Raw genomic sequence first — 25,732 nt, 5'->3', positions numbered from 1 at the left:
ATTCCTCCCTCAATTTAATCTTGTCCTTATTTGCTCCAATCGTCCTACTTTAGACCAAACGGAAGCAGTATCTGGAAGTCTCAGTATGGATTTTACGTAAAAAGTGCTGGTATCAGCTTGTAAATACAAAGCTACTGCCGCTGTAATTGCAGCAACAAGCTCAGTTTCCTCTTCGTTTTTTTCATATTTGTCTGTTCTTTTTTCTTTTTTTACTTTCTCTTCTTCTTTGTTATTTTCATTATTAAACGTTCTTTTCAAAAAATCTAAAAAATCCATAAAAACACCACCCTATAGAGGTATATTACCGTGTTTTTTAGGAGGGCGACTCTCCCTTTTGCTTGATAACATGTCAAAAGCTGATATGAGTCTTGGCCTTGTTTCCGAAGGAAAAATTACATCATCTACATAGCCGCGGGCTGCTGCTCTGTACGGATTTGCAAAATTATTCCTGTACTCATTTATCTTTTGTTGCCTCACTTCTGCAGGATTTTCTGCCTCGCTGATTTCATTTTTAAAGACAATGTTTGCTGCCCCTTCTGGACCCATCACCGCAATCTCTGCCGTAGGCCATGCAAATACTATGTCAGCTCCCAAATCCTTGCTGCACATAGCAAGATAAGCTCCCCCGTAAGCTTTTCTTACAATCAAAGTAATTTTAGGAACAGTTGCTTCAGAATAAGCGTAAAGCATTTTTGCCCCATGTCTTATTATCCCACCATATTCTTGATTTGTCCCTGGCAAAAATCCAGGCACGTCCACTATGCTAAGTATAGGTATATTAAAAGCATCACAAAAGCGAATAAATCTAGCCGCTTTATAGGAAGCATTTATGTCAAGTACTCCTGCTAATACTCTTGGCTGATTAGCCACAATTCCTATAGTCTTTCCATTAAGTCTTGCAAAAGCTGTAATAATATTTTCTGCGTACATCTCTTGTGATTCTAAAAATTCCCCATTGTCAACTATTTCCTTTATTAACTCTTTCATGTCATAAGGTTTATTGGGATTATCTGGTATTATTTCCATAAGTTTTTGGGAAATTCTATTGGGGTCATCTCCAGTTTGGTATTGTGGTGGGTCTTCTAAATTGTTAGAAGGTAAATAACTTAACAAATTCCTCACCATTTTGAGAACTTCTTCATCATTTGGACCTCTGAAATGGGCAACGCCACTTACTCTACAGTGAGTTATTGAACCTCCTAGCTCTTCAAGAGTCACTTCTTCTCCAGTTACAGCCTTTATGACTTGTGGACCAGTTATAAACATTTGACTGGTTTTATCCACCATAAAAATAAAATCTGTTAATGCGGGCGAATACACGGCACCTCCAGCACTTGGCCCCATTATTACTGATATCTGCGGTATGACACCGGAAGCTAAAGTGTTTCTGTAAAATATGTTACCATAACCAGAAAGCGCATCAACACCTTCCTGTATGCGAGCACCTCCCGAATCGTTAAGCCCTATTATAGGCGCTCCCATTTTCATCGCCATATCCATAACTTTTGTTATCTTTTTAGCATGGTACTCCCCTAATGACCCTCCTAGTACAGTGAAATCCTGCGCATACACATAAACTAATCTGCCATCTATTGTACCATAGCCAGTTACAACTCCTTCTCCAGGATATTTTTGCTTCTCAAGTCCAAAGTCATAACAGCGATGCTCTACAAAAGGGTCTATTTCTACAAAGCTATCCTTATCAAGAAGCTTATGTATCCTTTCCCTTGCAGTTAGTTTACCCTTTTCATGCTGAACAGCTATTCTCTTAGCTCCCCCACCTTCTAAAACTTTCTCTTTTCTTCTTTTTAGCTCTTCTATCATATCATGAACACTCATATAACTCCTCCTTAAACTTTACTATATCAACTAGCAGCAGTTATTATTAGTACCTACTAAAATAATATACCACATACTTTCCAAATACACAATAAATTTAATCCCTTAATCTCTACCCTAGAAAAAGTTATAAACTTTTCTTTCCACTCTGGAAACTTAGATAAAACTTCATATATAATCTGCAAAATTTTATGCAGGTTTCAAAATTTTTCCTTATTAAAAAGCGGCAAAAGAGAATATCTCTTTGCCGCCTATTTAGACATTTCCTCAATAATGTCTGTTAATTCTTCTATAATTTCATTAAGCCCAAAATAACCTTTTTGCATTTTAAGTTTCGCCAAAAGCTTTTTATATTGTTTTAATGTTCCCATTATAATAATATCAGATTTTTCAACGCTCATATTGACACAACCTCTCGCTACAGCTGTTTCTCCTCCTATCGCTAGCATCTCCTGCTTTATTATGTTAGCAGCAGCTGGATGCACATCAAATAATTTGACAACTCTAAAAACAGCTTTTGGCGCCATAATATCTATAGAAACTTCTTCAGCCTTTATTTGACTAAGTTCTTTTTTTGCCTGTGATAAATTTTGTATATCCAATATTTCTCTTTTCATTTATCCTCCCTCAAAACAGCCCTGTTATTTTTCCATTTTTATCAATGTCTATATTTTCTGCAGCAGGATGTTTTGGAAGTCCTGGCATTGTCATTATATCTCCTGTCAGCGCTACAATAAAACCCGCACCCTTTGAAACCCTCAATTCTCTTACCGTTATCTTAAATCCTTTTGGACGGCCTAATAGTTTAGGATCATCTGAAAGTGAATATTGAGTCTTTGCGATAGTTATAGGCATCTTATCTAATCCCAATCTTTCAATATTAGCAATATCTTTTAAAGCCGAAGCTGTATACTCTACTCCATCCGCTCCATATATTTCTGTGGCAATCTTGTGTAATTTATCTTTGATTGGTAAATTCTCATCATACAAAACGCGAAAGTCAGAAGGCATGCTACAAGCTTTAACAACTTTTTCAGCTAACTCTATCCCACCTTCTCCTCCTTTTTCCCAAACATCTGCTACCGCCATATCTACACCTATATTTTCGCAAGCCTTTCTTACTTCGTCAATTTCTCTCTCTGTATCAAAGATAAACCTGTTAAGTGCTACAACAACTGGCACTCCAAATTTTCTTACATTTTCAACTTGCTTTTCAAGATTTTCAATTCCCTTTCTCACTGCTTCAACATTTTCTTTTTGCAAATCTTCTTTTTTTACACCACCATGCATTTTTAAGGCACGCACAGTTGCAACAACAACAGCAGCATTGGGTTTTAATCTTCCTAAGCGAGCCTTTATATCAAAGAATTTTTCAGCCCCTAAATCCGCACCAAATCCCGCCTCTGTTACAAGATAATCTGCCAATTTCAAACCATATTTAGTAGCAATTAAGCTATTACATCCATGAGCAATATTTGCAAAAGGTCCTCCATGTACAAATGCTGGAACGTTTTCAATAGTTTGCACTAAATTAGGTTTTATAGCATCTTTTAATAGGACTGCCATAGCTCCATCAGCTTTTAAATCTCTTGCAGTTACTGGATTACCATTTTTATCATAAGCCACTATTATATCACCAATTCTTCTTTTTAAATCCATCAAATCTTGCGCTAAACACAAAATCGCCATTACTTCTGAAGCTACTGTTATTATAAATCCGTCTTGCCGCGGATATCCATTTGTCTTTCCTCCAAGTCCTACTATTACTTCTCTTAAAGCCCTATCATTCATGTCCATAGCCCGTTTCCATGTAATAGTCCTTATGTCAATATTGAGTTCATTACCATGGTAAATATGATTGTCTATCATCGTAGCCAATAAATTATGAGCAGCAGTAATCGCATGTAAATCTCCCGTAAAGTGCAAATTTATGTCCTCCATAGGTACAACTTGAGAATACCCTCCCCCAGCTGCTCCGCCCTTTATTCCCATACAAGGTCCTAACGAAGGCTCTCTTAAAGCTATCATAGCTTTTTTACCTATTTTAGCAAGAGCCTGGCCTAATCCTACCGTAAGTGTAGTCTTACCCTCGCCTGCAGGGGTGGGAGTTATAGATGTGACAAGAATAAGCTTACCATCTTTTCTATTTTTTATCTTTTCCCATAAAGCAGGAGAAACTTTTGCTTTATACTTTCCGTAGTATTCTAAATAGTCTTCATCAATGTCTAACTTTTTTGCAACCTCTCTTATATGTAACATTTTCGCTTCTTGAGCTATTTCAATATCAGACTTCATAAAATTTCCCCTCCAGCTTTTACTTTTATCTTTCACCTAAAATTATTTTTACGAGTGTACCTTTGCCTTTTTTACTAAAAATTTTAATATCCCCGTTGTACAGCTCCACAATACTTTTGCAAATAGCAAGTCCTAGTCCTGTTCCTTCTTTTTTAGTTGTAAACAAAGGCTCAGTAACTTTTTTTAAATATTTTTTCTCTATACCGCCTCCATTATCGACAACTCTTATTACCACTTTCTTTTTAAGAGGGTAATATCTTGTATCTAATATTATTTTACCATTCTCTCCAATAGCATGAAGCGAGTTTTGAACTACATTTAAAATAAGCTGCTTCAGATGATTTTTATCCATTTTTATAGGAGGAATATCGCCAAGCCTCTTTTCTATTTTTATTTTTTTGTGTACAGTCTCTGCTTCAAAAAGAAGTAAATATTGGTTTATAACTCCATTAATGTCTATTTCAGTTTCTCCTTTTTCTTCACTGTTTCTTACTATACCAAGGTAATTTTTTATTAAAACTAATATCCTATCCACTTCGTCTAAAATAGTTTCATAATAAGTAGAACTTCTTTATGTTTGGCTTGTAAAAGTTGTATAAAACCTTTTACAGAAGTTAAAGAATTTTTTATCTCATGAATGGTTGTGGCAGCAAATTCACCAGCAATTGTGTATTTTTCAGTTTGCTCAATTAACTTCTGATATTTTAAATCTTCTGTTATATCCTTCACAATGATAGTTTTCCAATGACCACCGTTTAACTTTCCGTATTTTAGTAAAAGCACTCTTTCATCACAATTTCCCTTTGAGGAAATTACAATTTTTTCTCCGTTAATTAAATTATTTTCTGAAGCATCCGGTTTGTATTTTCTCAAAAAGTCCGTAAACTTCGCATTTATGAATTTCGTATATTTAACACCAAATAATTCACATGCTCTGTTATTCACGTAGACCACGTTAAACTTATTATCAACTATCACAACACCCTCTTCTGTCATATCCATTATGTCTGTTGAATGTTTGAAAAAATCAATATAATCGCCGGGTTTTTCTTTCTGATAGCTTCGAAGTTTAACAAATCCTAAAAAAGCTATTTTATCTCCCACACTGTTAGCTATAGGACTAAATTTTATGCTAAAAGACATTTTTAAATTGTATTTTGCCGTAAGCTCTATAATAAGCCCATCTTCATAAGGTCCTATTTCTTTGTATTTCAATATGTGATAAAAAAATGATCATAATCATCTACATCATCAACAGTATAACCTAATGTTTCAAGGAGTCTTTTATTTATATGAATTACCTTACCATTTAAATCTTTTAAGACAAAAAAATCGTGTGCATTATTTAAAAGGTTGCATATCCACTGCAAGGAATTTTTATCTGTAGCAAAAGTTTTGTTCGCTTTCATGATTGTCCCCCTTTGTCTCCCTCATCTTTCGTTCAAAACCCTTAGGCCCACTAATATAATTAGACATTAAAGTAGAAAAATCCTCCTTCTTATCAATAATTTTTTTATTGTTAACTAAAAATTTTTAAAAAAATAATGTATAAGCCCAAAGACTTATACATTATTTGGTATTTTATGCAAACTGCACCCCCTCTATATCCTCACCGTTAAATACTTTTTCAAACTCTTCTCCATTAAGTTTTTCTCTTTCAATAAGAGCTTTTGCCACTCTATGGAGCTTTTCAATATTTCCCTTTAAGAGTGATTCCGCTCTTTTATAGGCTTCTTCAATTATTCTCTTTATCTCTCTGTCAATTTCTGCAGCTACTTCTTCACTGTAATTTCTCGTTCTTCCTAAATCACGCCCTAAAAACACTTCTTCACTTTTAGTGCCAAAGGTCATAGGCCCTAATCTATCACTCATGCCATACTCTGTAACCATCTTTCTTGCAATACTTGTAGCCCTCTCGATGTCATTTTGTGCACCCGTACTTATATCATTTAACACCAAGCTTTCTGCCACGCGTCCACCTAAAAGATGAACTATTTCATCCACCATTTCAGATTTTGACATGTAATATTTATCTTCTTCAGGAAGAAGCATAGTATATCCTCCCGCTCTGCCTCTTGGAATTATGGTAACCTCATGAACAGGAGGAGTATTTGGCAAAAGTTTCGCAACAACAGCATGACCAGCTTCGTGGTATGCCACCAATTTTTTGTCTTTTTCGGACATGATCCTGCTTCTCTTTTCAGGTCCTGCTATTACTCTCGTTATAGCCTCTTCCAGCTCCGCCATAGTTATCTGCTTAAGCCCTCTCCTTGCTGCTAAAAGCGCTGCTTCATTCATAAGATTTTCCAGGTCAGCCCCAGTAAAGCCAGGGGTTCTTCTTGCCAATACCTGTAATGACACATCTGGAGCTAAAGGCTTATTTCTAGCATGTATTTTCAAAATTTCTTCTCTTCCTTTTATATCAGGAATACCTACAGTAATGTGTCTATCAAATCTTCCTGGTCGCAGTAGTGCAGGATCTAATATATCTGGCCTGTTTGTTGCAGCAATAACAATTATGCCTTCATTTACACTGAAACCATCCATTTCAACTAACAACTGATTTAGTGTTTGCTCTCTCTCATCATGTCCACCGCCTAAACCTGCACCCCTTTGCCTTCCTACTGCATCTATTTCATCAATAAAAACAATACAAGGTGCATTCTTTTTGGCTTGTTCAAATAAATCTCTTACCCTTGCAGCACCTACCCCAACAAACATCTCTACAAAATCAGAACCGCTTATGCTAAAAAACGGTACTCCCGCTTCTCCTGCCACAGCTTTTGCAAGCAGAGTTTTACCAGTACCTGGAGGTCCTACCAAAAGAACTCCTTTTGGTATCCTGGCTCCAAGGTCAAGAAATTTTTTGGGATATTTTAAAAATTCAACAATTTCCTGCAACTCTTCCTTTTCTTCATCTGCTCCCGCCACGTCATTAAAAGTCACTCTTTTATCCTTATCAGTAACCATCCTTGCTCTGCTCTTTCCAAAAGACATAACCTTGCTTCCTCCCCCGCCTTGTGCCTGTTGCATAAAAATATACCACAATATAATGAAAATTACGATTAAAAAGAGGGAAGGAAGCATTTGAACCCACCATGGCGGGCCTACCTGCGGTTCACTTTTGAAGTCCAGTTTCCCTTGTAAAATATAGGGATTAACAAAGTTCATAAAGTTTGTTACATCTGGCACACGGCTTTTAAACTCGGTGCCATTTTTCAATACCCCTTTGACATCATTACCCACAAGGGTAATGCTTTTTACTTGGTTGGCATTAATATATTTTATTAGCTGTCCATAATCAATATCGGTTATTGATTCGGCGCTTTGAGAATATAATTGTACCATTGCGTAAATAGCTATAAATATTAATAAATAGAGAACTATGCTTCTAATTATTTTGTTATTATCCTTCAAATAAAGCCCCTCCTTCCAACAAGTCCAACTACCTTTAATCTATAATATCATCTCTCCTTTAAAAAACCAAATTATTTGTATAGCTCCGGCTTAAAACCCTATAAAGGGAAGGTTCCTGTATTTTTCATCGAAATCTAATCCATACCCTACTACAAATTTGTCAGGAATTTTAAAGCCACAATAATCTACTTTGACATCTGCCTCTCTTCTTTCAGGTTTATCTAAAATAGTGCATATTTTTAAACTTCTGGGCTTTCTTCCTAATAAAGTCTCTCTTAAATAAGAAAGCGTCAAACCACTATCTATAATATCTTCCACTATGAGCACATCTTTGCCTTCAATGTTTATGTCGTGGTCTTTAATTATTTTTACTATTCCAGAAGACCGAGTAGAAGAACCATAACTGGAAACAGCCATAAAATCTATTGATAAAGGTAAATCTATCGCTCGAGACAAATCCGCCATAAACATTATTGCCCCTTTCAAAACCCCAAGAAGAACAAGGTCTTTCCCTTGGTAGTCTTTTGTAATCATTCGTCCTAACTCTTTTACTTTTTCTTTTAATTGTTGTTCCGTAATTAAAATCTCCTGTATATCTTGTGTTATACTCGACATAAAGTTAACCTCCTTTTTTATTTTCTTCTTTGGTATATTCTATAACAAGGACTTTTTTTGTGTTTTTATCTACTTTAAACTTATCACTCATTCTATACCCTACCACCCATACGATTTCATTGCCTATGGCCAATAAAGGAATGCTATTTCTTATTTCGCGGGGTATTTTCTCGTCAACGAAAAATTCTTTTAGTTTTTTACTTCCCCCCATATTAAGAGGGGAAAAAACATCACCTGCTTGCCTATTTCTAATTACTACATCTTTCTGTATTTTATCATAGTCAAAAAATTTTGTGTATTTCCCTATATCAAGTTTTTTTACTTCTTCAATCCCTAAAACAGTAGTTTTAAATTGACCAATGCCATCTATATTAGTGATTCCGGGAATATTTAATTTTGCCCAAAAAGTCTTGACCTCTTTTTGTTTTACTTTTCTCATTATAAGATTATTATAGCTTTTTAAAGCCCCAATTTCAAAGGGCAAATTAATTTTTGAGGAAGTTGGTTTGTCTAAAAGGCTTAAAACATCCTCTACATGGATGTATTCTAGTCCATAAATATCTCCTTTTAATTTTTGGTACATAAGTCTTACTAAGCGCCGCTGTATAGCGGGGTGCTGTACCCTCAGTTTTTCTATATCAGCAAAAATTTCCTCTTGATTAAAATAACAAACCTCATTAAAAATCTTTTCACACTCTTTTTCTAAATAATCATTCTCCTCTAAAATAATTTTTGCCATCCTATAGATATTTTTTATTATATCCACTTCAAAAGTTTCATTTATAAAGGGAATTAATTTAAGCCTTACTTTATTTCTTTTATATAAATCCTCATAATTTGTAAAATCAAGTGCTGGTTTTAAGCCTTTTTCTTTAAGGTATATCTCTATTTCTTTTCTTTCTATTTCAATTAGAGGCCTTATTATATTCCCATTTACCGGTTTTATTCCAATGAGGCCTGTCATTCCAGCACCCCTTATTAAATTTAAAAAAACCGTTTCCACTACATCATTTTTATTATGAGCTACTGCTATTTTATTACCCTTAACTTCTTTTAATACTTCCTCAAAAGCCTGATACCTCACATATCGTCCAGCCTCTTCTTCCGAATATCCCATTTCTTTGGCTATTTTTTTTACATCCTTTTCAAATAAAAAATGGGAGTTTCAATTTGCGGCATATATTTTCAACAAATTGCGCGTCCCTTCGAGCCTCTTCTCCTCTTATCATATGGTTTACATGTACTACATACAATTTAAGATTAAATAAATCTTTTAAATTGTATAAAATATCCAGCATACATAAAGAATCGGGTCCGCCGGAAACTCCCATTACAATTTTATCATTTTCCTTAATCATTTTATATCTTTTAACTGTTGAAATAACCTTATCAATCATTTCTTAACCCCTTAAGCGATATATACTTAAGTTATATAATGATTATATAACATCTTAATTTTTAAATCAAACCTCTTTTTCAAAAAAGAACTAACTTTCCTCTACATCAGATAATTACAGATACAAAAACCCTTCCACAAAGCCTTTCCCTAAATCACCTCGATATATTGTCTCCACATTGTGGAAGGGTTATTCCATTCTATTAACTTTTATACTTTTTCCATATCTTTGAAACCAAAATTGTCATATCGTCTTTAGGCGTATTATCACACAATTCCAAACATTTTTTTATCAACGCTTCTGCCATATCCTGAGGATTTTTCGTGTCAATTTCACTGATTAACCTTGAAAATTCTATTTCTTTATCTTTTTCAAAACACTCCAACACTCCATCAGTAACCAAAATCACAAAATCTCCATTTTTTAATTTTCTTTCATGGATATCTGCTTCGATATCTTCCAAAATTCCAATGGGTAAAGAACTGGATTCTATAATTTCCACCTCATTTCCCCTTTTTATAAAAGTAGCGCAAGAACCAATCTTGATAAATTCTGTCTCTCCGGTAAATTTATCCAAAAACATTATATCCACGGTAGAAAACATTTCTTCTGCAGACCGTAAAGCCAAAATAGAATTTAACGTTTGAATAACTAAATGTTTATCAAATCCTGCTTCAATAAATTTTTCTAGCAAAGAAATGGTAGTACTGCTCTCTGCAGCCGCTTTATATCCAATCCCCATTCCATCGCTTAAAGCTACCATGTATTTTCCATCTTCTAAGTCCATAAAAGAATAAGTATCTCCAGAAATCTTGTTTTTTGACTTGCTAACTCTGCTTATACCTGTCAAAACTTGTAAACTTTCTGCTTTTGTAAAGGTAACTACACACCTTCCATTGTGGTCTATTGCACATAACCTACTTTTTCTCTCATATCTTTCCCCCATAATTTCAGACACAATTGGAGCAATCTTTTTGTCACATTCCTTCGCAATACATGCCCTTTTGTATATTTTTACGTTAATATTTCCATCTCCCGCGTCATAAATTAATACATCCTCTACGGGTATACCCTTTTTATCCAATTCCACCATCATTATTTGTTCTAATTCGTCTTTAAAAGTGACATTCATGCTAATATCACTGGCCATATTAGATATTGCATCAGCAATTCCTTTCAACTGAGTAGCAATAAGACCTTTAGCGTCTTTTAGCCTTTCTCTCCATTGCATGCTTATTTTGTAAATACCCAAATAATATTTAGTCGTACTTATAAGCTCAGAAAATCTTATACATTTTCTATAAATTTTATTGTCTTCAATGCTACTATTTTTTTCAAGATGTTCTATTAATTCAAACAGGCTTTTATAAGTATTGTAAAATTCCTTGTCCCAACAAGATTTATACATAACACATTGAGTGCAAGCTTTATTGGCAATTTCCTCAAACAAATAAGAAATATCTTTGTGGTCTAGTATCTTTTCATTTACCTGTTTAAAACTTTTAGAGAGCTCTTCAAATACTTGAGAATACTCCTTTAATTTGTCTGTCACTACCTCTTTTAATTTTTCATTGTAATTTCTATTGTTTAATTTTTTATTGCCTTTTACTATTTCCTCTACTTTTACTATGTATTTCTTAGGAAGCGCTGCAAACATTAAAGAAGCTAAAACAATATCATAAGGATTTATAAGCATATCTATACTTGAAGTTACATAAAATGTAATAATAAAAATGGCAGTCAAAAAGCCTATAATAACTCCAATTCTATGCAATTTTTTAAACTGCCAGCCAACAAGCCTGCAAATCCAAAAAGTCCTATGGAGACTGGCATTTGAAAAAAGATAAGCTCCCAATAAGTCCTATAGTCGTGCCGATACTTGCTCCTACTCCCACCCCACCTATGTAAGAAGCTAAAAGTATTATAAATATCCCTAATATCCCATTGAGAGTAAATTTCCACACATTCAAATGATTCATTCCTAGAATAAATAGCCCTATAAATATACTCAAAGATATCAACTCTTCATTGGAAACAATTTTTCTGTTTATATTCAAAATAAATGAAACAGCGTGGTTAAAAATAAAAACCATTAACATTGCAGTAATAGACTCATATAAACTCATTATAATGTCAAAAAGCAAAAAGTCGTATATATAGCTGAAGATAAGGCCTGCACTAAAAAGTGAAATAAAAGTTATCAAAGAGGCCTTAATAATATTTTGAGATTTAACTTTTAAAAGCCCCTCCACTAAAAAAACCAAAATAAGGGCTAAAAGGTATTTAAAACTATTGACATCGGGCAAAGTCAATATCCCCAACCATACTCCTATTCCACTTAAAAAATATCGCTTTTTATACATTAAAAGAGTTGCAAAAAAAGCAATGCCGAAAGGCAAAAGACTATTGAAAATAACAGCTCGCGCTATAAAAAAGCTTATAACTGACAATAATATAATTTGTTGAATATTTTTATAAAGATTTCTTGGTGTATTTTCTGTCAAGGGAGTTTTTATAACTCTTTTATAAGGTAAAATATTTATATTTTGCATAAAAAACCACCACCTCTTGTTTTTTCTAAATTATACCATTAAGGTGATGGTTTTATTTGTTAATTTTTGATATGTTTGTAATTTTTCTTTCGACATAAAAAATAATATCGCATCCCAATGCGACATTTTATTTCTCAAAATATAAATGGTGACCCCGACGGGATTCGAACCCGTGTTGCCGCCGTGAAAGGGCGGTGTCTTAACCACTTGACCACGGGGCCACAAAGGACATTATCTATTTTATCATATTTTTATGTCTTGTCAACGATAAATTTTTCCTTAATATTTGTCACTTTTTGGATATAAAAATATCTGTCCTCTCTCCCTGTTTTATTTCTCCTATTAAAGCATATTCGACTTCTAAATACTTTGCAATATCTTCAATGCTTATATTTGCTTCATGATGGCTTCCTCTTTCTTTATGCCTTTCAGCGACAACTTTCTTCCCATATTCGTTTAATTCGGATATAAGAATACTACCGCCTTTTTTACAGACCCTCACCATCTCATCCAGTACCTTTTTATAATCCCTCATGTGATGCATAGCATTGTATGTAGCCACAACATCAAAAGTTTCATCTAAAAATGGAAGATTGTGAGCATCTCCATGAAGTAGCAAGATATTTTCCAAAGTTGCACTTTCCTTCAAAAGGCCTTCTGCTCTTTTTAAAGCCTCTTTACTTTCATCCAAAGACACAACTTGATATCCGTATTCAGCCAAAGCCGCTGCCATTCGTCCCCGTCCTGTACCAATATCAAGAGCTTTTCCATTTCCTCTGCCCAACATTTCCATAGCTTCTTTTATATCTCTCTCCATAGTTTCACCTCAAAAACTTTTTATATTTATTATCTCTCTTTTTGTACTTTAATAAAACGCAAAAACATGCTATACTAATTAAAGTACTAATAAAATCACTCCTCTATAATAAATGCGGTATTTTTATACCGCATCCTTTTTGGACTAATATATGCCCCCGTATGGTATAGGTTACGTTAAAAGTATATCACATTCTCTATGTAATGTAAATACAGAATTTCAGTGTGTTTCTTCTGAAGAAATAATCGGTTGAGACACTTTTCCAAAATAATTTGTCCCCCATACTCCTATCAATATCATAATAGCTCCTATTATATGATACCAATAAAAAGCTTCACGTCTTATGGTGATCCCCGCTATTACCGAAATTACTGTGGTCAAATTTGCAAAAACTGAAGCTTGAGATGCAGGCAATTTTGAAAGAGCGTAATTGTTTAAAAAATACGCTACAACAGAAGATAAAACACCTAGATATAGCACAGGAATAAGTACTCTGTAATCAGTTAAATCCCTGAAATAGTCAGAAATAGGATAGCCTTTTGCTAATCTATCAATTAAATTTAAAAAATTGAAAGAAATTGCGGCAAACCACATCATGACAAAGGTTATCTCAATAGGTGAAAATTCTAAAGAAGACTTTCTTGCTAAAATACTGTAAAAAGCTGCAGATAAGACTGCTCCTAAAAGATATACAAAACCTATAATTGACGTATTACGGCTTTCAACACCTGTCATAAAAATTATAAAAGCAACTCCTGTAACAGACAAAAGAATAAAGAAAAGCTGATACAAAGAAGGCCTTTCCTTTAAAAATACCGCCGCCAAAGCGGTAACAGCAACAGGAATTAAAGCTATCATCAAACCAGAAAGAGAAGAGGATGTATATTTTACACCATATGTTTCAAATATAAAATACACAACAGGCTCTGATAGAGACAATAAAAACAATGGCCACAGATTTTTCCCTCTATAATTAAGTTTAATAATTCCAAATACCCACAAAAGAGTAATCATAAATGCTGCAAGTAAAAAACGATAGGCTATAAGCTCCATAGGAGAAGCTACATCAAGCCCCATAGAGGTAAACATAAAAGAAAATCCAAAAATTGATGCCATTCCTATTCCTGCTAAATAAGGATAATAACTCTTTATCCTCTCCAAATTTAACACCCCCGCACCTTTTTAAAAACACCGATATAATTATATAGCACTTTCCACAAAAAATAAAATCCAGACGAAGGGGACGGTTCTTTTCATCTGAAAAATTCAGACAAGAGGAACCGTCCCCTTCGTCTGAAAAGTTTTTGTCACAAAATTGGCTTTAGATGTGTTATTATTAGTGAAAAGACATAGGGGAGGTGTTCAAAATAGAGGAAAGTTTCAAAGATATCTTTGAAAAATATTATCCAAAAGTTTTAAATCAAATTTCTTGGATGATAAAAGACGAATTCAAAGCGGAAGACATTACTCAAGAAGTTTTTATAAAGTATTTTAAAAATCCTCCCCGTCACAATGAAAATATAGGAGGTTGGTTATCCAAAGTGGCAATAAATCATGCCTTAAATTATATCCGCAGTGAAAAAAACACAAAAACAAGAGAACTGGAAGTTTTTAAAAACACGCAAGAGGAATTTTTTGAAGACCCTGAAGAAATAGCAATTAAAAGGTTTGAAAGAGCTAAAGTGAAAGAAGTTCTCCTAAAAATGAGTAAAAGAGATATGATGTGTCTAATACTTAAACATTCAGGATATAGTTACGAAGAAATAGCAATATCATTGGGAATTAAGAAAACCTCCGTCGGCACAACCATAGCAAGAGCACAAAAAAAGTTTAAAGAATTATATGAAAAGGAGGTGTAAGTATGTGCTACGATGAAGGAACACTCCAAGCATATCTAGACAGTGAACTGGATGAAATCACTGCAAAAAATGTAGAAGAACATTTAAAAACTTGCGATGTATGTAGAGAAAAACTTGAACAACTAAAATCCATAAATGAATTCACTTCAAAAGCTTTAAAAGCAAGCAATATAGATTTAAATGAAGCTTGGGCTACTCTAAATGAAAAATTGAGTAAAAATAATAATAAAGGAGGAATGTTTGCCATGTTTACAAAGTACAAAAAGGCTATTGCCGCCTTAGTCGTAGTGGCATTTGTAGTTTCCTCAATGCTTTTCCCGCCCCTTAAAAATGCAGAGGCTAAAATTCTAAATTTATTGAGACTTAACAAAATGCAGATTATAACTATTACACCTGATGACATTACACAAATTCAAAATGAGTTCTATAATAGAAACATAAAGAACATTGACTTAAAAGAATATGGTGAAATATTAAGGTCTGGAAGTTATGAAGGATATGAAGTTTCAATAAATGAAATTGACAAACTAAAGTCCGATGTAGATTATAAATTTAAGCTGCCAACTGACGAAAATTTTGAAATTAACCATATATATGTATCAAAGGGTGATGGATTAGAGTTTAAACTTAATGTTGACAAAATAAATGAATTAATTAAAACATTTGGCGGCACACATCTTTTCCCTAAAGAGCTCAACAATAAGCCTATTACAATAAATGTTGGCACATCTATAAATATTGATATAAAAGAAAAAAAGGATAATAATGATACAGAAAATATCAAAAAAAGTATTTATCTTACCATAAATAAAACTCCTGAGATTGTAGTACCAGAAGGGGCAAATATAGATAAGGTAATTGATGCCTTGGCTAACCTCCCATTTTTGCCCGACAATTTAAAAAAACAAATTGCAAGTGTAACTGACTGGAAGGAGACATTACCTATACCAATGGATGAATCTACAAATGTTAAAGAAATAAATATAAGAGGAAATACAGCTATTATTCTAACAAATAAATATTCTCCAAATATGGCATCTATAGCATGGAATGAAAACGGAGTAATGTATAGTCTATCAATCTATGGACCTATGAACCATCTACAGACAAACAAACAATAAATGATGAATTAATAACACAGCAAAATATAAATACATTAATCCAAATCGCAAACTCAATGAGGTGATCAAATGGTTTTAGAAACACAAAATCTCACAAAACAGTTTAATGGAAAAGGCGGATTTAAAGAAGTCACTCTCTCTGTAGAAAAGGGGCAAGTTTTTGGATTCTTAGGTCCAAATGGTGCTGGAAAAAGCACTTTTGTAAAAACAATGGTGGGGCTTTTACACCCCACCTCTGGTTTTGCTTGGATTTTAGGGAAACCCATAGGTACTGTAGAATTCAGAGAAAAAGTAGGATTTTACCTGAAAATTTTAGATACCACGACTGGATGACAGGAAAAGAGCTTTTGAGCTTCCATGCTGAGCTTTATAAAATAAAAAATCCAGGCAAAAAAATTGATGAACTTTTAGAATTGGTAAAATTGAAAGGTCATGAAAGTAAACTTATCAAAAATTACAGCAAAGGAATGCAACAGAGAATTGGCATTGCAATAGCCCTTTTAAATGACCCCGAAATAGTATTTTTAGACGAACCTACCTCAGCTCTTGACCCTGTAGGGCGAATTGACGTAAGAGAAATCATAAAAGAATTAAAATCGCAAGGCAAAACTGTTTTTCTAAACAGCCACCTTTTAAGTGAAGTGGAAATGGTATGCGATGAAGTAGCCATAATAAACCATGGCCGAATAATAGCCGAAGGAAAACTGGAAGAGCTATTAAAAGAACACACCCATGTAGAAATGATTGTATCAGACTATACTTCAGAGTTGATTGAAAAAATTTCTCGCTTATCAAAAGAATTTCAATTTAAAGAAGGTAAGCTCTCTTTTAAAGTAGAAGACAGAGAAAAAATACCAGTTATAGCTAAAATGGTAATAGAAGCCGGTGCCAAGTTATATCAATTAAATACTCAAACTTCTTCATTGGAAGACTTATTCATAAACTTAATTGGAAAGGATGAGGTGTCGTGATAACTATAATAAAATATACCTTTAAAGAGATGCTAAAAAACGGGCTTTTCTATTAGTCTCTATTTTGTCCCTCCTCTACCTTTCCATATATGCTTTTGGCTTAAGTAAAATATTTGAGCGTCCCAACGATTCTATATATGACATCATCTTTCAATCAGAAATTTTGTCTGCCGGTCTATTTTTCGCAAATTTCATAGTGGCTTTTCTTGTAGTTTTGACATCAGTAAATGCTATATCAGGAGAAATAGAAAATGGCACCATATACGCCGTTTTATCGAAACCTATAAAAAGATATGAACTGGTGTTGGGAAAATTTATAGGCTTAGGCGCTATGATTGTAATATACAGCTCCATCATGTTTTTGTCTGTAGTAGGTTTAAACATCTTTATGGGGTCTAAAATAACCTTTGAAGCAAGCAATATTTTAAGAGGACTTTTTTTCTTCGACTTAGGACCGATTGTATTTTTAGCCCTTATAATAGCTTCCAGCTCAATTTTTTCGACTGTAAACACAGGAATAATCTCTATTATGGCTTATGGAATTGCCCTCGTCGGAGGTGTGCTTGAACAAATAGGCGCAGCAATGCAACAAAGTCAAGTCGGTGCCTTTGGCTTAAAAAGCGGAGAAAGTCTTATAAATGCAGGGATACTTACAAGTCTCATCCTTCCTACAGATGTCATATATAGAAAAATGACTGCAGAGCTTTTGACACAAAGTAGTGGGATAAGTTTTATGACACAAGGACTCTTTGGGGGCATGTCTCAACCCAGTATTTACATGTTCATATACATCTTTTTCTACGTGGTATTTCTCCTCTATTACGGTGCAAAGCGCTTTTCACAAAGAGACTTATAAAGGCGGTCACACACCGCCTTTTAACTTTTTAAACCCTTCCAAACAATACCCAAGACTAAACCATTGACAGTTACTGCATATCTTTTCCATTTTTTCTTCAGTCATTTTCTCTTTAATTCTATTTGTGACTTCCCTATAGCTCAATATCTCCCCTGGCCTTATATCTAAAACTTCTAAAACTGCCCTATCTTTTCCTTTTACACTTCCTGGATACTCTTCCTCTGTACATTCTCCATTTACATTGTTTGGACACATGCTGCAAATGTTATCCACACTATCCACAGCTTTTATCAACATATCATGTTCATTATTCAATTTTCTAATAATTTCATCCATATTTTTAACAAATTTTTCATCATAACCAAGCCCTCTAAAACCTAATATACATAAAAAATGATGTCCTCTTATCTCCATTTCAATCTCTCCTCATCCCAGGATTACAACAATAATTATACTGCTAATTTGAACTGTAACCTAAGAAAGAAAAGAAATTTACATCCCTCAGTTTATCACAATAATAGTCATAATTCTTCAATTATCGAAAATAATACATTTAAAGGAGTGATTGTATGACTAAAAAACCAAAAAAACCTCACAAAGTGCCAATAGAAAATCATAAGACTGCTTCCTGGGCAAATATACAAAATGTAAAAGAAGAATCAAATGTGCTATCCCAAGTGAAAATGAAGTAATAAATGCAAAAGAATGGGTAGAAGAAAACAAAAAATAACAATTCCGGGCATACGCCGGAATCGTTATTCTGCCAGCTTTCTATATCTTTCGTATCTCTCTTTTGCAGTATCTTCTGCCTTCTGATAAAGTTTTTCCGCAATGTGAGGAAATACGTTTTTAAGTGAGGAATATCGTATCTCCCCCTCAATAAATTCTCTGAAAGATTTTGTCGGCTCTTTAGAATCAAGTACAAATGGATTTTTGCCTTCTTTTTTAAGCTCTGGATTAAATCTATAAAGGTGCCAGTAACCAGACTCCACTGCTTTTTTCTCCTCCATTATACTTGTCCCCATGCCTGACTTTATGCCATGGTTTATACAAGGAGCGTATGCTATTATAAGTGAAGGCCCTTTGTATTTTTCTGCCTCCACAAAAGCCTTTATCGTCTGGTTCATATTTGCTCCCATCGCAATTTGTGCCACATACACGTATCCATAGCTCATAGCCATCAAACCTAAATCTTTCTTGCTTGTCCTCTTACCTGCTGCCGCAAATTTTGCAACTGCCCCTAATGGCGTAGATTTTGAGGATTGCCCTCCCGTATTGGAATACACCTCTGTGTCAAGCACTAGTACATTTACATCTTCTCCTGATGCTATAACATGGTCAAGCCCTCCAAAGCCAATGTCATACGCCCATCCATCTCCCCCTATTATCCACTGAGATTTTTTTACAAGAAAATCTTTTTTGTCAAGTATCTCTTTTATTATCTCATTCTCTGTATACCCGCCTCTATTTATAATATCCAAAATCTTTTTAGAAGCAATTTTAGATTTATCTCCATCCTCCATCCCATCAATCCACTCTTGGAATGCAGCTTTTAATTCATCGTCAATAGGGATATTTATAGCTTCTTTCATCAAATCTCTAAGCCTTTCCCTTATCTGCTTATTTGCTAAAAACATGCCGTAGCCAAATTCGGCATTGTCCTCAAAAAGTGAGTTAGCCCACGCAGGCCCTTTTCCCTCTTTATTAGTAGTATAAGGAATAGAGGGTGCACTTGCCCCATAAATAGATGAGCAGCCTGTGGCATTTGCTATCATCATCCTATCTCCAAAAAGCTGTGTCAAAAGCTTTATGTAAGGAGTCTCACCACAGCCAGGGCATGCGCCACTGAATTCAAACAGAGGCTTTGCAAATTGACTGCCTTTTAGAGTCGTCTTATCTACTAAATTATCTTTGACATCAAGAGTTACAGCATACTCCCAATTTCTCGCTTCTTTTTCTATTTGTTCTTCAGCGGGTTTCATTATAAGAGCTTTTGTAGGTGCTGGACAAACATCTGCACAATTGCCGCATCCTGTACAGTCTAAAGGACTTACCTGTATTCTATACCAAAGCCCTTCTAATCCTCTTCCTATTGCTTTTTTCAGTTTAAAAGTTGGAGGCGCTTTTTTCATTTCTTCCACTGTTAATAAAAATGGCCGTATTACTGCATGGGGGCAAACATAAGAGCACTGGTTACACTGTATACAGTTGTCTATTTGCCATTCGGGTATCAATACTGCAATTCCTCTCTTTTCATAGGCAGTCGTGCCAGTAGGAAATGTTCCATCTTCCATTCCTACAAAAGCACTTACAGGAAGCAGGTCTCCTTCATTTCTTTCCATAGGCCTTTGTATATTTTTAACAAAATCAGGCTCTGGATTTACAATTTTTTGCCCTTCTTTTGCGTTTTTCCACTCCTCAGGCACTTCTACTTTTACAAGAGCTTCTACGCTTCTGTCCACCGCTTTTAAATTCATATCCACTATATCCTGACCCTTTTTGCCATAGGCCTTCTGTATAGAATCTTTTAAATACTCAACTGCTTCTTCAAAAGGTATTATATTTATAAGTTTAAAAAACACTGTCTGCATTATCATGTTTATTCTGCCACCCAAACCTGCTTCTTGGGCAATTGATATGGCATCTATTGTATAAAAATTGATATCGTTTTTAGCTATATATCTTTTCATTGAAGCAGGTAACTTCTCCTCCAGCTCCTCTTTACTCCAAGGACAATTTAATACAAAAGTCCCACCATGTTTAAGTCCTTTTAAAACATCATAATTGTAAATAAAAGACTTATTGTGACAAGCGATGTAATCAGCATGATTTACCAAATAAGAAGATTTAATCGGCTTTTTACCAAACCTCAAATGGGAAATAGTGGTGCCTCCTGATTTTTTGCTGTCATACTGAAAATATGCCTGCACATACAAGTCTGTGTTGTCCCCAATTATTTTAATAGCCGATTTATTCGCACCAACTGTGCCGTCAGAACCTAATCCCCAAAACTTGCAACTTACTGTACCTTCAGGAGTTGTCTCCACAAATTCACTCTCTTCTAATGAAGTATAAGTCACATCGTCTAAAATTCCTATTGTAAAACGATCTTTTGGATAGTCTTTCTTTAAATTTTCATATACAGCAATAATTTGAGAAGGAGTAGTATCTTTTGAGCCAAGGCCATACCTTCCTCCTACTATTACAGGCTTTTTATCTTTATCGTAAAAGGCTTTTACCACATCAAGATATAGCGGTTCACCTATAGAACCAGGTTCCTTTGTTCTGTCCAACACAGCGATTTTCTTTACTGTACTAGGAAGAACATTAAAAAAATGCTTCTCTGAAAAAGGCCTGTAAAGATGTACTTTAATTAAGCCTACTTTTTCACGTTTTTTCATCAAATAATCAATCGTCTCTTCTACTGTGTCACACACCGACCCCATCGCAACAATTATGTACTCTGCATCCTTTGCTCCATAATAATCAAAGGGATGATATTCCCTTCCAGTCAATTCTTTAAATTTTTTCATGTAATCTTCACTATTTCGGGAACTTTTTCATAAAATTTATTAGCTACCTCTCTTCCTTGAAAGTATATATCAGGATTTTGAGCAGTACCCCTTACAACAGGGTGTTCTGGATTAAGTGCCCTATCTCTAAACTCTTTTACTGCTTTTAAGTCCAAAAGCTTTGCAATATCCTCGTATACCACCACTTCTATCTTCTGCATTTCGTGAGAGGTTCTAAAACCATCGAAAAATGCAAAAAAGGTACTCTCGATTTTATCGCGCAAAGATGTGCTATAAAACCCATATCCATAGCTTCTTGGACATTTGAAGAAGAAAGAAGTGCAAAACCTGTTTGTCTTACTGCCATCACATCCTGATGGTCACCAAATATAGAAAGTGCATGGGCAGAAATAGCACGGGCACTTACATGAAAAACTCCCGGCAAAAGCTCTCCTGCTATTTTATACATGTCTGGTATCATTAAAAGAAGTCCTTGTGATGCGGTATATGTGGTTGTCAAAGCGCCTGCAGTTAAAGAACCATGGACAGCACCTGCAGCACCTGCTTCTGACTGCATTTCAACAACCTTCACGGGTTGTCCAAATATGTTCTTTTTGCCGTGGGCAGCCCATTCATCAACATTTTCTGCCATCGGAGAAGAAGGCGTAATAGGGTAAATTGCTGCAACCTCAGTAAAAGCATAAGAGGCATAGGCAGCAGCTGTATTTCCGTCCATTGTCCTCATTGACCTTTTCATATGTTTCCTCCTCATCAATTCTGAACTTGCATTCATATACTCAAATATATTATTTGACAAAAAAGTATTATCATTCATTTTAAAGAAAATGTAATTCTTAAAATTTTTTTGTAATAGTTGAATATAATTTAAAAATTTACTTCTTTAGGGTCATTTTTTAATTCTTGAAATTAGTAGTAGGCAGTATAAATATAGGTTTTGGAAACTTCGTCTTTTAAGGTATTAGTCCTGCAACTTAAACAAGAATATTTCTATAGTTTGATTATACCTGACTACAACAGAAAAGATAAAAAGATTCAATATCAAAATAAGCCAATACTCCTCTTTGTTAATTCTTATCCTCCCTTTAAAAGAATATAATACAAAGTTACCAACAAAAAAGAGCCCATACAACTTAGTACAGGCTCTTTCACTTATCTATAATCTCCTAAAAGTCTTATATAATCCTCTAAAGTTCCATCCTCTAAACATGTTTCAATAATCTTTTTACCAAGAGGATCAAGTTCAGGAACTAAGAATTGCTTTAATTCTCTTTTAAAGAATTCATTTAGCATCTCTGCACCTTTGTCATATCCCTCATCCCCTACTTCGGGCTGCTTGTTCACTTGCAGTAATTCACGAGGAATAAAGCTTCCGTTTATTTTTAATGTATTTAAAGCATAACCTAAGAGACTACTTCTCGCTGGTGTAATTTGGTCTGGCCTGAATCTCACGCTTCCTCTTCTTGCAAGATATTCACGAGCTATCCATTCGGGCATAAATCCTACTTTCCACACCCCTATATATTGGTTTGGAACGAGAATGTATCGAGTACCCGGTGTATTTATAATCTGCTGCAATAAAAGATTAGCGTGAATTACTCTTTTACCCGTTGCAAAAGGCCAATAAGAGCCTACACCTTCGCTTTCCAGTCCACTGGTTCCTACTATACTTGGATTAGCGTGACCTCTCGGTGCAACTAATCTCCACAGCCAAGCAAGAGCAGGAGGCAGCAAGTGTAGCATGCCTATTATACCGTAGGAAGGTTTTTCTTTTGAAGAGGGGGGAGTCCTCACGCCAAAACTCCTCACATCCACTTCTACCGCTTCATCAACTACATTTGGCATAAACCTTCTTGGCATAATTACACGAGGATTGGGACAAGGTTTGCCAGGCGCATCCATAACATGTTCCCATATAAGACAAGTGGATTTAGGTACACCATCTATATTTAAAAAGATTAGAGGTTCTTTAGGATAGATACATAACTTTTCAAAATGAGGGTCCGTTCCATACTCATTCATATGATCTACACGTATAAACCAACCTTTTTCTGCATCTTTTATAACCAACTTTTTGCCTTGCTGCAATTTGGGATGACATAAGGCCATATCGTCAGTCACAGGCTGCAACTCACAAGCCTCTTTCAACTCTACATATATTTCATCCCCTGTTACTAAATTGCGTCCTACCTTTATAGAACCATCCGGTTCTCTATGAATCTGTTCCAACATTTCACTTTTTCCGCCACCGCTAGCACCCTCATGCATAATAGTCAATATATTATCATAAGGAGTAATTATTCTTACTGCAGAAGCATGAGCAGTAATCCACCCTTCTTTTTCTCCCATTGTTAAAAGTACTCCATATATTCCCTTTTTTGCACTCGGTCCAGGATACAAGTTATACGAAAAAAGTTCATGAAGATTTTCTAATCGGTTGTGCACAACCACTTGCTTCCCATTAAAATGAGTATGCCTAAAGGGAGGAGCTAAATATACTATTGCTTTCGGAGTAAAACCTTCCGGTATTTCCTTTTTAGGTATAAATCCTTGGATATCTGCAAGAGCTGTAGCAAAAAATCCAGCATTATCAGGTGCCAATAAAAGCGAAGGATAACCGTATTCTTCACCGCCGGACATAAAAGGCATAACAATTAGATTCTGAGCTTTTAACCATTCCAAAGTTTTCTGTCTTAACTCGCCAAAATCATACCCATATCTTTCCATAAATCTTGGCTTATCTGTCTCCCCATTATCGGCAACGACGAGACAGTCTGGCTCTCTTCTTCTCATATAAGGCTCAGGATAATTAACTGCTAATCCATTTTTGCACCTTGCCACAGTCGCTTCTAATACTTTTCCTTTGCCTGGAACATCATAAAAAACTTCAAAAAAGTCATTATTTCCTCCAACAGAAATTTCAAGAAGATGTTGTCTACTTTCTGGAATTGTTATTTTATGAGATTTTTTTAATATCTCCTCTATTTCTTTTGGTAGTCTCATTTTATTTATAGCTTCCATCGTTTCCTTCTCAATAATGGGAGAAAAGTCCAACTTATACCACCTCACAATAATAAGTATAAGAATATTATACAAAAAATTTTAGTGAGTTGCAATTTGAATAATAAAATCTGCAAAATAATTTTTAGTATGTATCTCTATTCCGAACTTTTTATTATAATATCGCTTTTTTTACACACATACTTTTTGTAATCTTTTACATTAATGAAATTTTTAAATCGCATTCTTGCAATTTTGATTAGTAATAGGTGATAAAAATAAAAGCACTCCTAATGGAACGCTTTTACTGATTCTCCGCAGCCCGCCTTTCTAGACCTTTTAATTTCAATATATAATTCATTTCAAAAACTGCCGCTTCTATTAATTTATCTATTTCTTCATCTGTCAACTTATTGCCAATCACTTTCTTTAATAAATTAAAAACTTCTGCTTTCTTATCTGGTCCTTTGCCAGGCCCTACTTGTTGTTCTACTGCTTGCACAAAAGTTTTTGCAATTTCGTAATATCTTTTTATTTTTTCCATGCCAATTTTAGTATTTAAATAATCGATCAAATATCCAAGCACGACCATTATAACAAGTTGAACACCAGCAGTCAAAATTGTCATAATCAAATCTCTCATTTTGTTCCCTCCAATATTTTTATTATAACAGAAGCAAATTCACCCCATGTGACAAAACTTTTAGGGTCATAATGTTTATTTATAATTCCTTTCATCTGCAATTTTTCAATATCATCTACTTGTTTGTAATCTGTACCTTGCAATAATTTCATTAAACCAACTGCAATTGCTTCAGCAAAAACTTCAGGTTTTTGTAAAAGCAAATCTAAATTTTGTGGATTCGACATAAAAGCTGTTTCAACTAGTATCGCAGGCATTACAGTACGCTTCAGTACATAAAAACTTTCATATTTTACTCCTCTATTTGTTGTTTTTAACATTTCTACTATTTCATTTTGTACATATTGGGCTAAATTTCGTCCTGCTAAACTTCTGGGATACGCGTAAGTTTCCGTACCATTTGCGGAAGGAACTGTAAAGCTATTACAATGAATAGAAATAAAATAATCTGCTTTGTTCTTATTAGCAATATTACACCTTTGTTGCAAATCTACAGTTTCATCTTTATTTCTTGTCATGACCACGCTTATATTTTTGTCCAATAAAATCTCCCTTAATTTTAAAGCAATACCTAGATTTATATCTTTTTCTTTATAATTTCCAACCACTACTCCCGGGTCTTTCCCTCCGTGACCTGGATCAATAGCTATGAGCATTTCACTCACCACCATTAAAATAAATTTTGTAAATTTTTCTATCATAATCATATAATATGTAAAGAAAATCATCAAGTTTATATAAGTTTATAAAACTTTTTGCTTTCGCTGATTATTTTTATTAAACTATTTTTGAGATAATCCTTTTGAAATAATTTTCTTAA

16 protein-coding genes, 1 tRNA gene and 7 pseudogenes are annotated in these 25,732 nt (G+C 34.5%); 6 read left to right on the top strand and 18 right to left on the bottom strand.

The features are described 5' to 3' along the window. Positions 1–9: 9 nt before the first annotated feature. The 12 genes and pseudogenes from JCM7501_RS06855 to JCM7501_RS06800 all read right to left on the bottom strand — a co-directional run bounded on the left by JCM7501_RS06855 (position 10) and on the right by JCM7501_RS06800 (position 14,093). The gene (locus JCM7501_RS06855) at positions 10–276 is read right to left on the bottom strand and encodes an OadG family transporter subunit (RefSeq protein ID WP_028992080.1); all 267 of its coding nucleotides are present in this window, start codon (positions 274–276) and stop codon (positions 10–12) included. A gap of 12 nt (positions 277–288) precedes the next feature. Further along, positions 289–1,839 carry an acyl-CoA carboxylase subunit beta gene (locus JCM7501_RS06850; protein WP_028992081.1) on the bottom strand — a complete coding sequence of 517 codons (1,551 nt, stop codon included), beginning with the start codon at positions 1,837–1,839 and terminating at the stop codon, positions 289–291. Between the two features lie 251 nt (positions 1,840–2,090). Further along, entirely contained in the window at positions 2,091–2,456 is a 366-nt protein-coding gene (locus JCM7501_RS06845) for a hypothetical protein (RefSeq protein WP_012995986.1), read from the bottom strand. A gap of 10 nt (positions 2,457–2,466) precedes the next feature. Further along, positions 2,467–4,134 (bottom strand): formate--tetrahydrofolate ligase, encoded by a 1,668-nt coding sequence (locus tag JCM7501_RS06840; RefSeq protein WP_028992082.1) that lies wholly within the window; start codon positions 4,132–4,134, stop codon positions 2,467–2,469. 25 nt (positions 4,135–4,159) lie between these two features. After that, positions 4,160–5,543: pseudogene (locus JCM7501_RS15860) on the bottom strand (ATP-binding protein). Between the two features lie 172 nt (positions 5,544–5,715). Then, positions 5,716–7,551 (bottom strand): ATP-dependent zinc metalloprotease FtsH, encoded by a 1,836-nt coding sequence (gene ftsH / locus JCM7501_RS06830; RefSeq protein ID WP_028992084.1) that lies wholly within the window; start codon positions 7,549–7,551, stop codon positions 5,716–5,718. Positions 7,552–7,622: 71 nt separating this feature from the next. After that, positions 7,623–8,166, bottom strand: a pseudogene (gene hpt, locus JCM7501_RS06825) (hypoxanthine phosphoribosyltransferase). Positions 8,167–8,170: 4 nt separating this feature from the next. Further along, positions 8,171–9,563: pseudogene (tilS, locus tag JCM7501_RS06820) on the bottom strand (tRNA lysidine(34) synthetase TilS). 202 nt (positions 9,564–9,765) lie between these two features. Next, a pseudogene (gene spoIIE, locus JCM7501_RS06815) lies at positions 9,766–12,115 on the bottom strand (stage II sporulation protein E). Positions 12,116–12,261: 146 nt separating this feature from the next. Continuing rightward, a tRNA-Glu gene (locus JCM7501_RS06810) sits at positions 12,262–12,336 on the bottom strand. Between the two features lie 68 nt (positions 12,337–12,404). After that, entirely contained in the window at positions 12,405–12,932 is a 528-nt protein-coding gene (locus JCM7501_RS06805) for a class I SAM-dependent methyltransferase (RefSeq protein ID WP_012995993.1), read from the bottom strand. A 219-nt stretch (positions 12,933–13,151) separates the two neighbouring features. Further along, the gene (locus tag JCM7501_RS06800; RefSeq protein WP_004400981.1) at positions 13,152–14,093 is read right to left on the bottom strand and encodes a DMT family transporter; all 942 of its coding nucleotides are present in this window, start codon (positions 14,091–14,093) and stop codon (positions 13,152–13,154) included. Positions 14,094–14,290: 197 nt separating this feature from the next. Between JCM7501_RS06800 and JCM7501_RS06795 the strand changes: the two genes are divergently transcribed. From JCM7501_RS06795 to JCM7501_RS06780, 4 genes and pseudogenes are all read left to right on the top strand, one after another. Continuing rightward, complete coding sequence (locus tag JCM7501_RS06795; RefSeq protein WP_003870725.1) at positions 14,291–14,791, top strand: RNA polymerase sigma factor SigX; 501 nt, start codon at positions 14,291–14,293, stop codon at positions 14,789–14,791. A 2-nt stretch (positions 14,792–14,793) separates the two neighbouring features. Continuing rightward, positions 14,794–15,912 (top strand): DUF2275 domain-containing protein, encoded by a 1,119-nt coding sequence (locus tag JCM7501_RS06790; protein WP_256201234.1) that lies wholly within the window; start codon positions 14,794–14,796, stop codon positions 15,910–15,912. 69 nt (positions 15,913–15,981) lie between these two features. Beyond that, a pseudogene (locus JCM7501_RS06785) lies at positions 15,982–16,883 on the top strand (ABC transporter ATP-binding protein). Further along, positions 16,880–17,739: pseudogene (locus JCM7501_RS06780) on the top strand (ABC transporter permease). The pseudogenes JCM7501_RS06785 and JCM7501_RS06780 overlap by 4 nt, the downstream one beginning before the upstream one ends. A 6-nt stretch (positions 17,740–17,745) precedes the next feature. On the opposite strand, the gene JCM7501_RS06775 reads toward JCM7501_RS06780, so the two are convergent. Next, a complete protein-coding gene (locus JCM7501_RS06775; RefSeq protein WP_004400988.1) occupies positions 17,746–18,153 on the bottom strand; it encodes a DUF1284 domain-containing protein in 408 nt (135 codons plus the stop codon). Between the two features lie 155 nt (positions 18,154–18,308). Between JCM7501_RS06775 and JCM7501_RS12650 the strand changes: the two genes are divergently transcribed. Both JCM7501_RS12650 and JCM7501_RS16620 read left to right on the top strand, forming a co-directional pair. Next, on the top strand, positions 18,309–18,431 hold the full coding sequence (locus tag JCM7501_RS12650) for a CDIF630_02480 family spore surface protein (protein WP_256201232.1): 123 nt from the start codon (positions 18,309–18,311) through the stop codon (positions 18,429–18,431). Further along, positions 18,410–18,469: a CDIF630_02480 family spore surface protein gene (locus JCM7501_RS16620; protein WP_457921090.1), complete on the top strand. Its 60-nt coding sequence runs from the start codon at positions 18,410–18,412 to the stop codon at positions 18,467–18,469. Before JCM7501_RS12650 ends, JCM7501_RS16620 begins: the two co-directional genes overlap by 22 nt. Positions 18,470–18,494: 25 nt before the next feature. Here JCM7501_RS16620 and nifJ read toward each other — a convergent pair whose 3' ends face one another. From nifJ to JCM7501_RS06755, 5 genes and pseudogenes are all read right to left on the bottom strand, one after another. After that, positions 18,495–21,272, bottom strand: a complete 2,778-nt coding sequence (gene nifJ / locus JCM7501_RS06770; protein WP_256201231.1) for a pyruvate:ferredoxin (flavodoxin) oxidoreductase — start codon at positions 21,270–21,272, stop codon at positions 18,495–18,497. Further along, positions 21,269–21,903 (bottom strand): annotated as a pseudogene (locus tag JCM7501_RS16615) (hypothetical protein). Before JCM7501_RS16615 ends, nifJ begins: the two are co-directional and overlap by 4 nt. Positions 21,904–22,421: 518 nt before the next feature. Next, positions 22,422–24,323 carry a DUF4914 family protein gene (locus tag JCM7501_RS06765; protein WP_081723123.1) on the bottom strand — a complete coding sequence of 634 codons (1,902 nt, stop codon included), beginning with the start codon at positions 24,321–24,323 and terminating at the stop codon, positions 22,422–22,424. 250 nt (positions 24,324–24,573) lie between these two features. Beyond that, positions 24,574–24,912 (bottom strand): phage holin, encoded by a 339-nt coding sequence (locus tag JCM7501_RS06760; RefSeq protein ID WP_012995996.1) that lies wholly within the window; start codon positions 24,910–24,912, stop codon positions 24,574–24,576. Beyond that, positions 24,909–25,568, bottom strand: a complete 660-nt coding sequence (locus JCM7501_RS06755) for an N-acetylmuramoyl-L-alanine amidase family protein (RefSeq protein ID WP_028992088.1) — start codon at positions 25,566–25,568, stop codon at positions 24,909–24,911. Before JCM7501_RS06755 ends, JCM7501_RS06760 begins: the two co-directional genes overlap by 4 nt. Positions 25,569–25,732 lie beyond the last annotated feature (164 nt).

This window comes from Thermoanaerobacter thermocopriae JCM 7501 (genome assembly GCF_001310975.1).
Classification (GTDB): Bacteria; Bacillota; Thermoanaerobacteria; order Thermoanaerobacterales; family Thermoanaerobacteraceae; genus Thermoanaerobacter; species Thermoanaerobacter thermocopriae.
Note: the sequence above shows the minus strand (reverse complement) of the source record. Positions and strands in the feature narration are given on the sequence as shown.

Excerpts from the sequence above, each read along its gene's own strand:
- JCM7501_RS12650 (WP_256201232.1), top strand. The coding sequence starts at position 18,309 with ATGACTAAAAAACCAAAAAAACCTCACAAAGTGCCAATAGAAAATCAT.
- JCM7501_RS06840 (WP_028992082.1), bottom strand. The coding sequence starts at position 4,134 with ATGAAGTCTGATATTGAAATAGCTCAAGAAGCGAAAATGTTACATATA.
- JCM7501_RS06855 (WP_028992080.1), bottom strand. The coding sequence starts at position 276 with ATGGATTTTTTAGATTTTTTGAAAAGAACGTTTAATAATGAAAATAAC.
- JCM7501_RS06790 (WP_256201234.1), top strand. The coding sequence starts at position 14,794 with ATGTGCTACGATGAAGGAACACTCCAAGCATATCTAGACAGTGAACTG.
- JCM7501_RS06850 (WP_028992081.1), bottom strand. The coding sequence starts at position 1,839 with ATGAGTGTTCATGATATGATAGAAGAGCTAAAAAGAAGAAAAGAGAAA.
- nifJ (WP_256201231.1), bottom strand. The coding sequence starts at position 21,272 with ATGAAAAAATTTAAAGAATTGACTGGAAGGGAATATCATCCCTTTGAT.
- JCM7501_RS06805 (WP_012995993.1), bottom strand. The coding sequence starts at position 12,932 with ATGGAGAGAGATATAAAAGAAGCTATGGAAATGTTGGGCAGAGGAAAT.
- JCM7501_RS06755 (WP_028992088.1), bottom strand. The coding sequence starts at position 25,568 with ATGCTCATAGCTATTGATCCAGGTCACGGAGGGAAAGACCCGGGAGTA.
- JCM7501_RS06845 (WP_012995986.1), bottom strand. The coding sequence starts at position 2,456 with ATGAAAAGAGAAATATTGGATATACAAAATTTATCACAGGCAAAAAAA.
- JCM7501_RS06775 (WP_004400988.1), bottom strand. The coding sequence starts at position 18,153 with ATGGAGATAAGAGGACATCATTTTTTATGTATATTAGGTTTTAGAGGG.
- JCM7501_RS06760 (WP_012995996.1), bottom strand. The coding sequence starts at position 24,912 with ATGAGAGATTTGATTATGACAATTTTGACTGCTGGTGTTCAACTTGTT.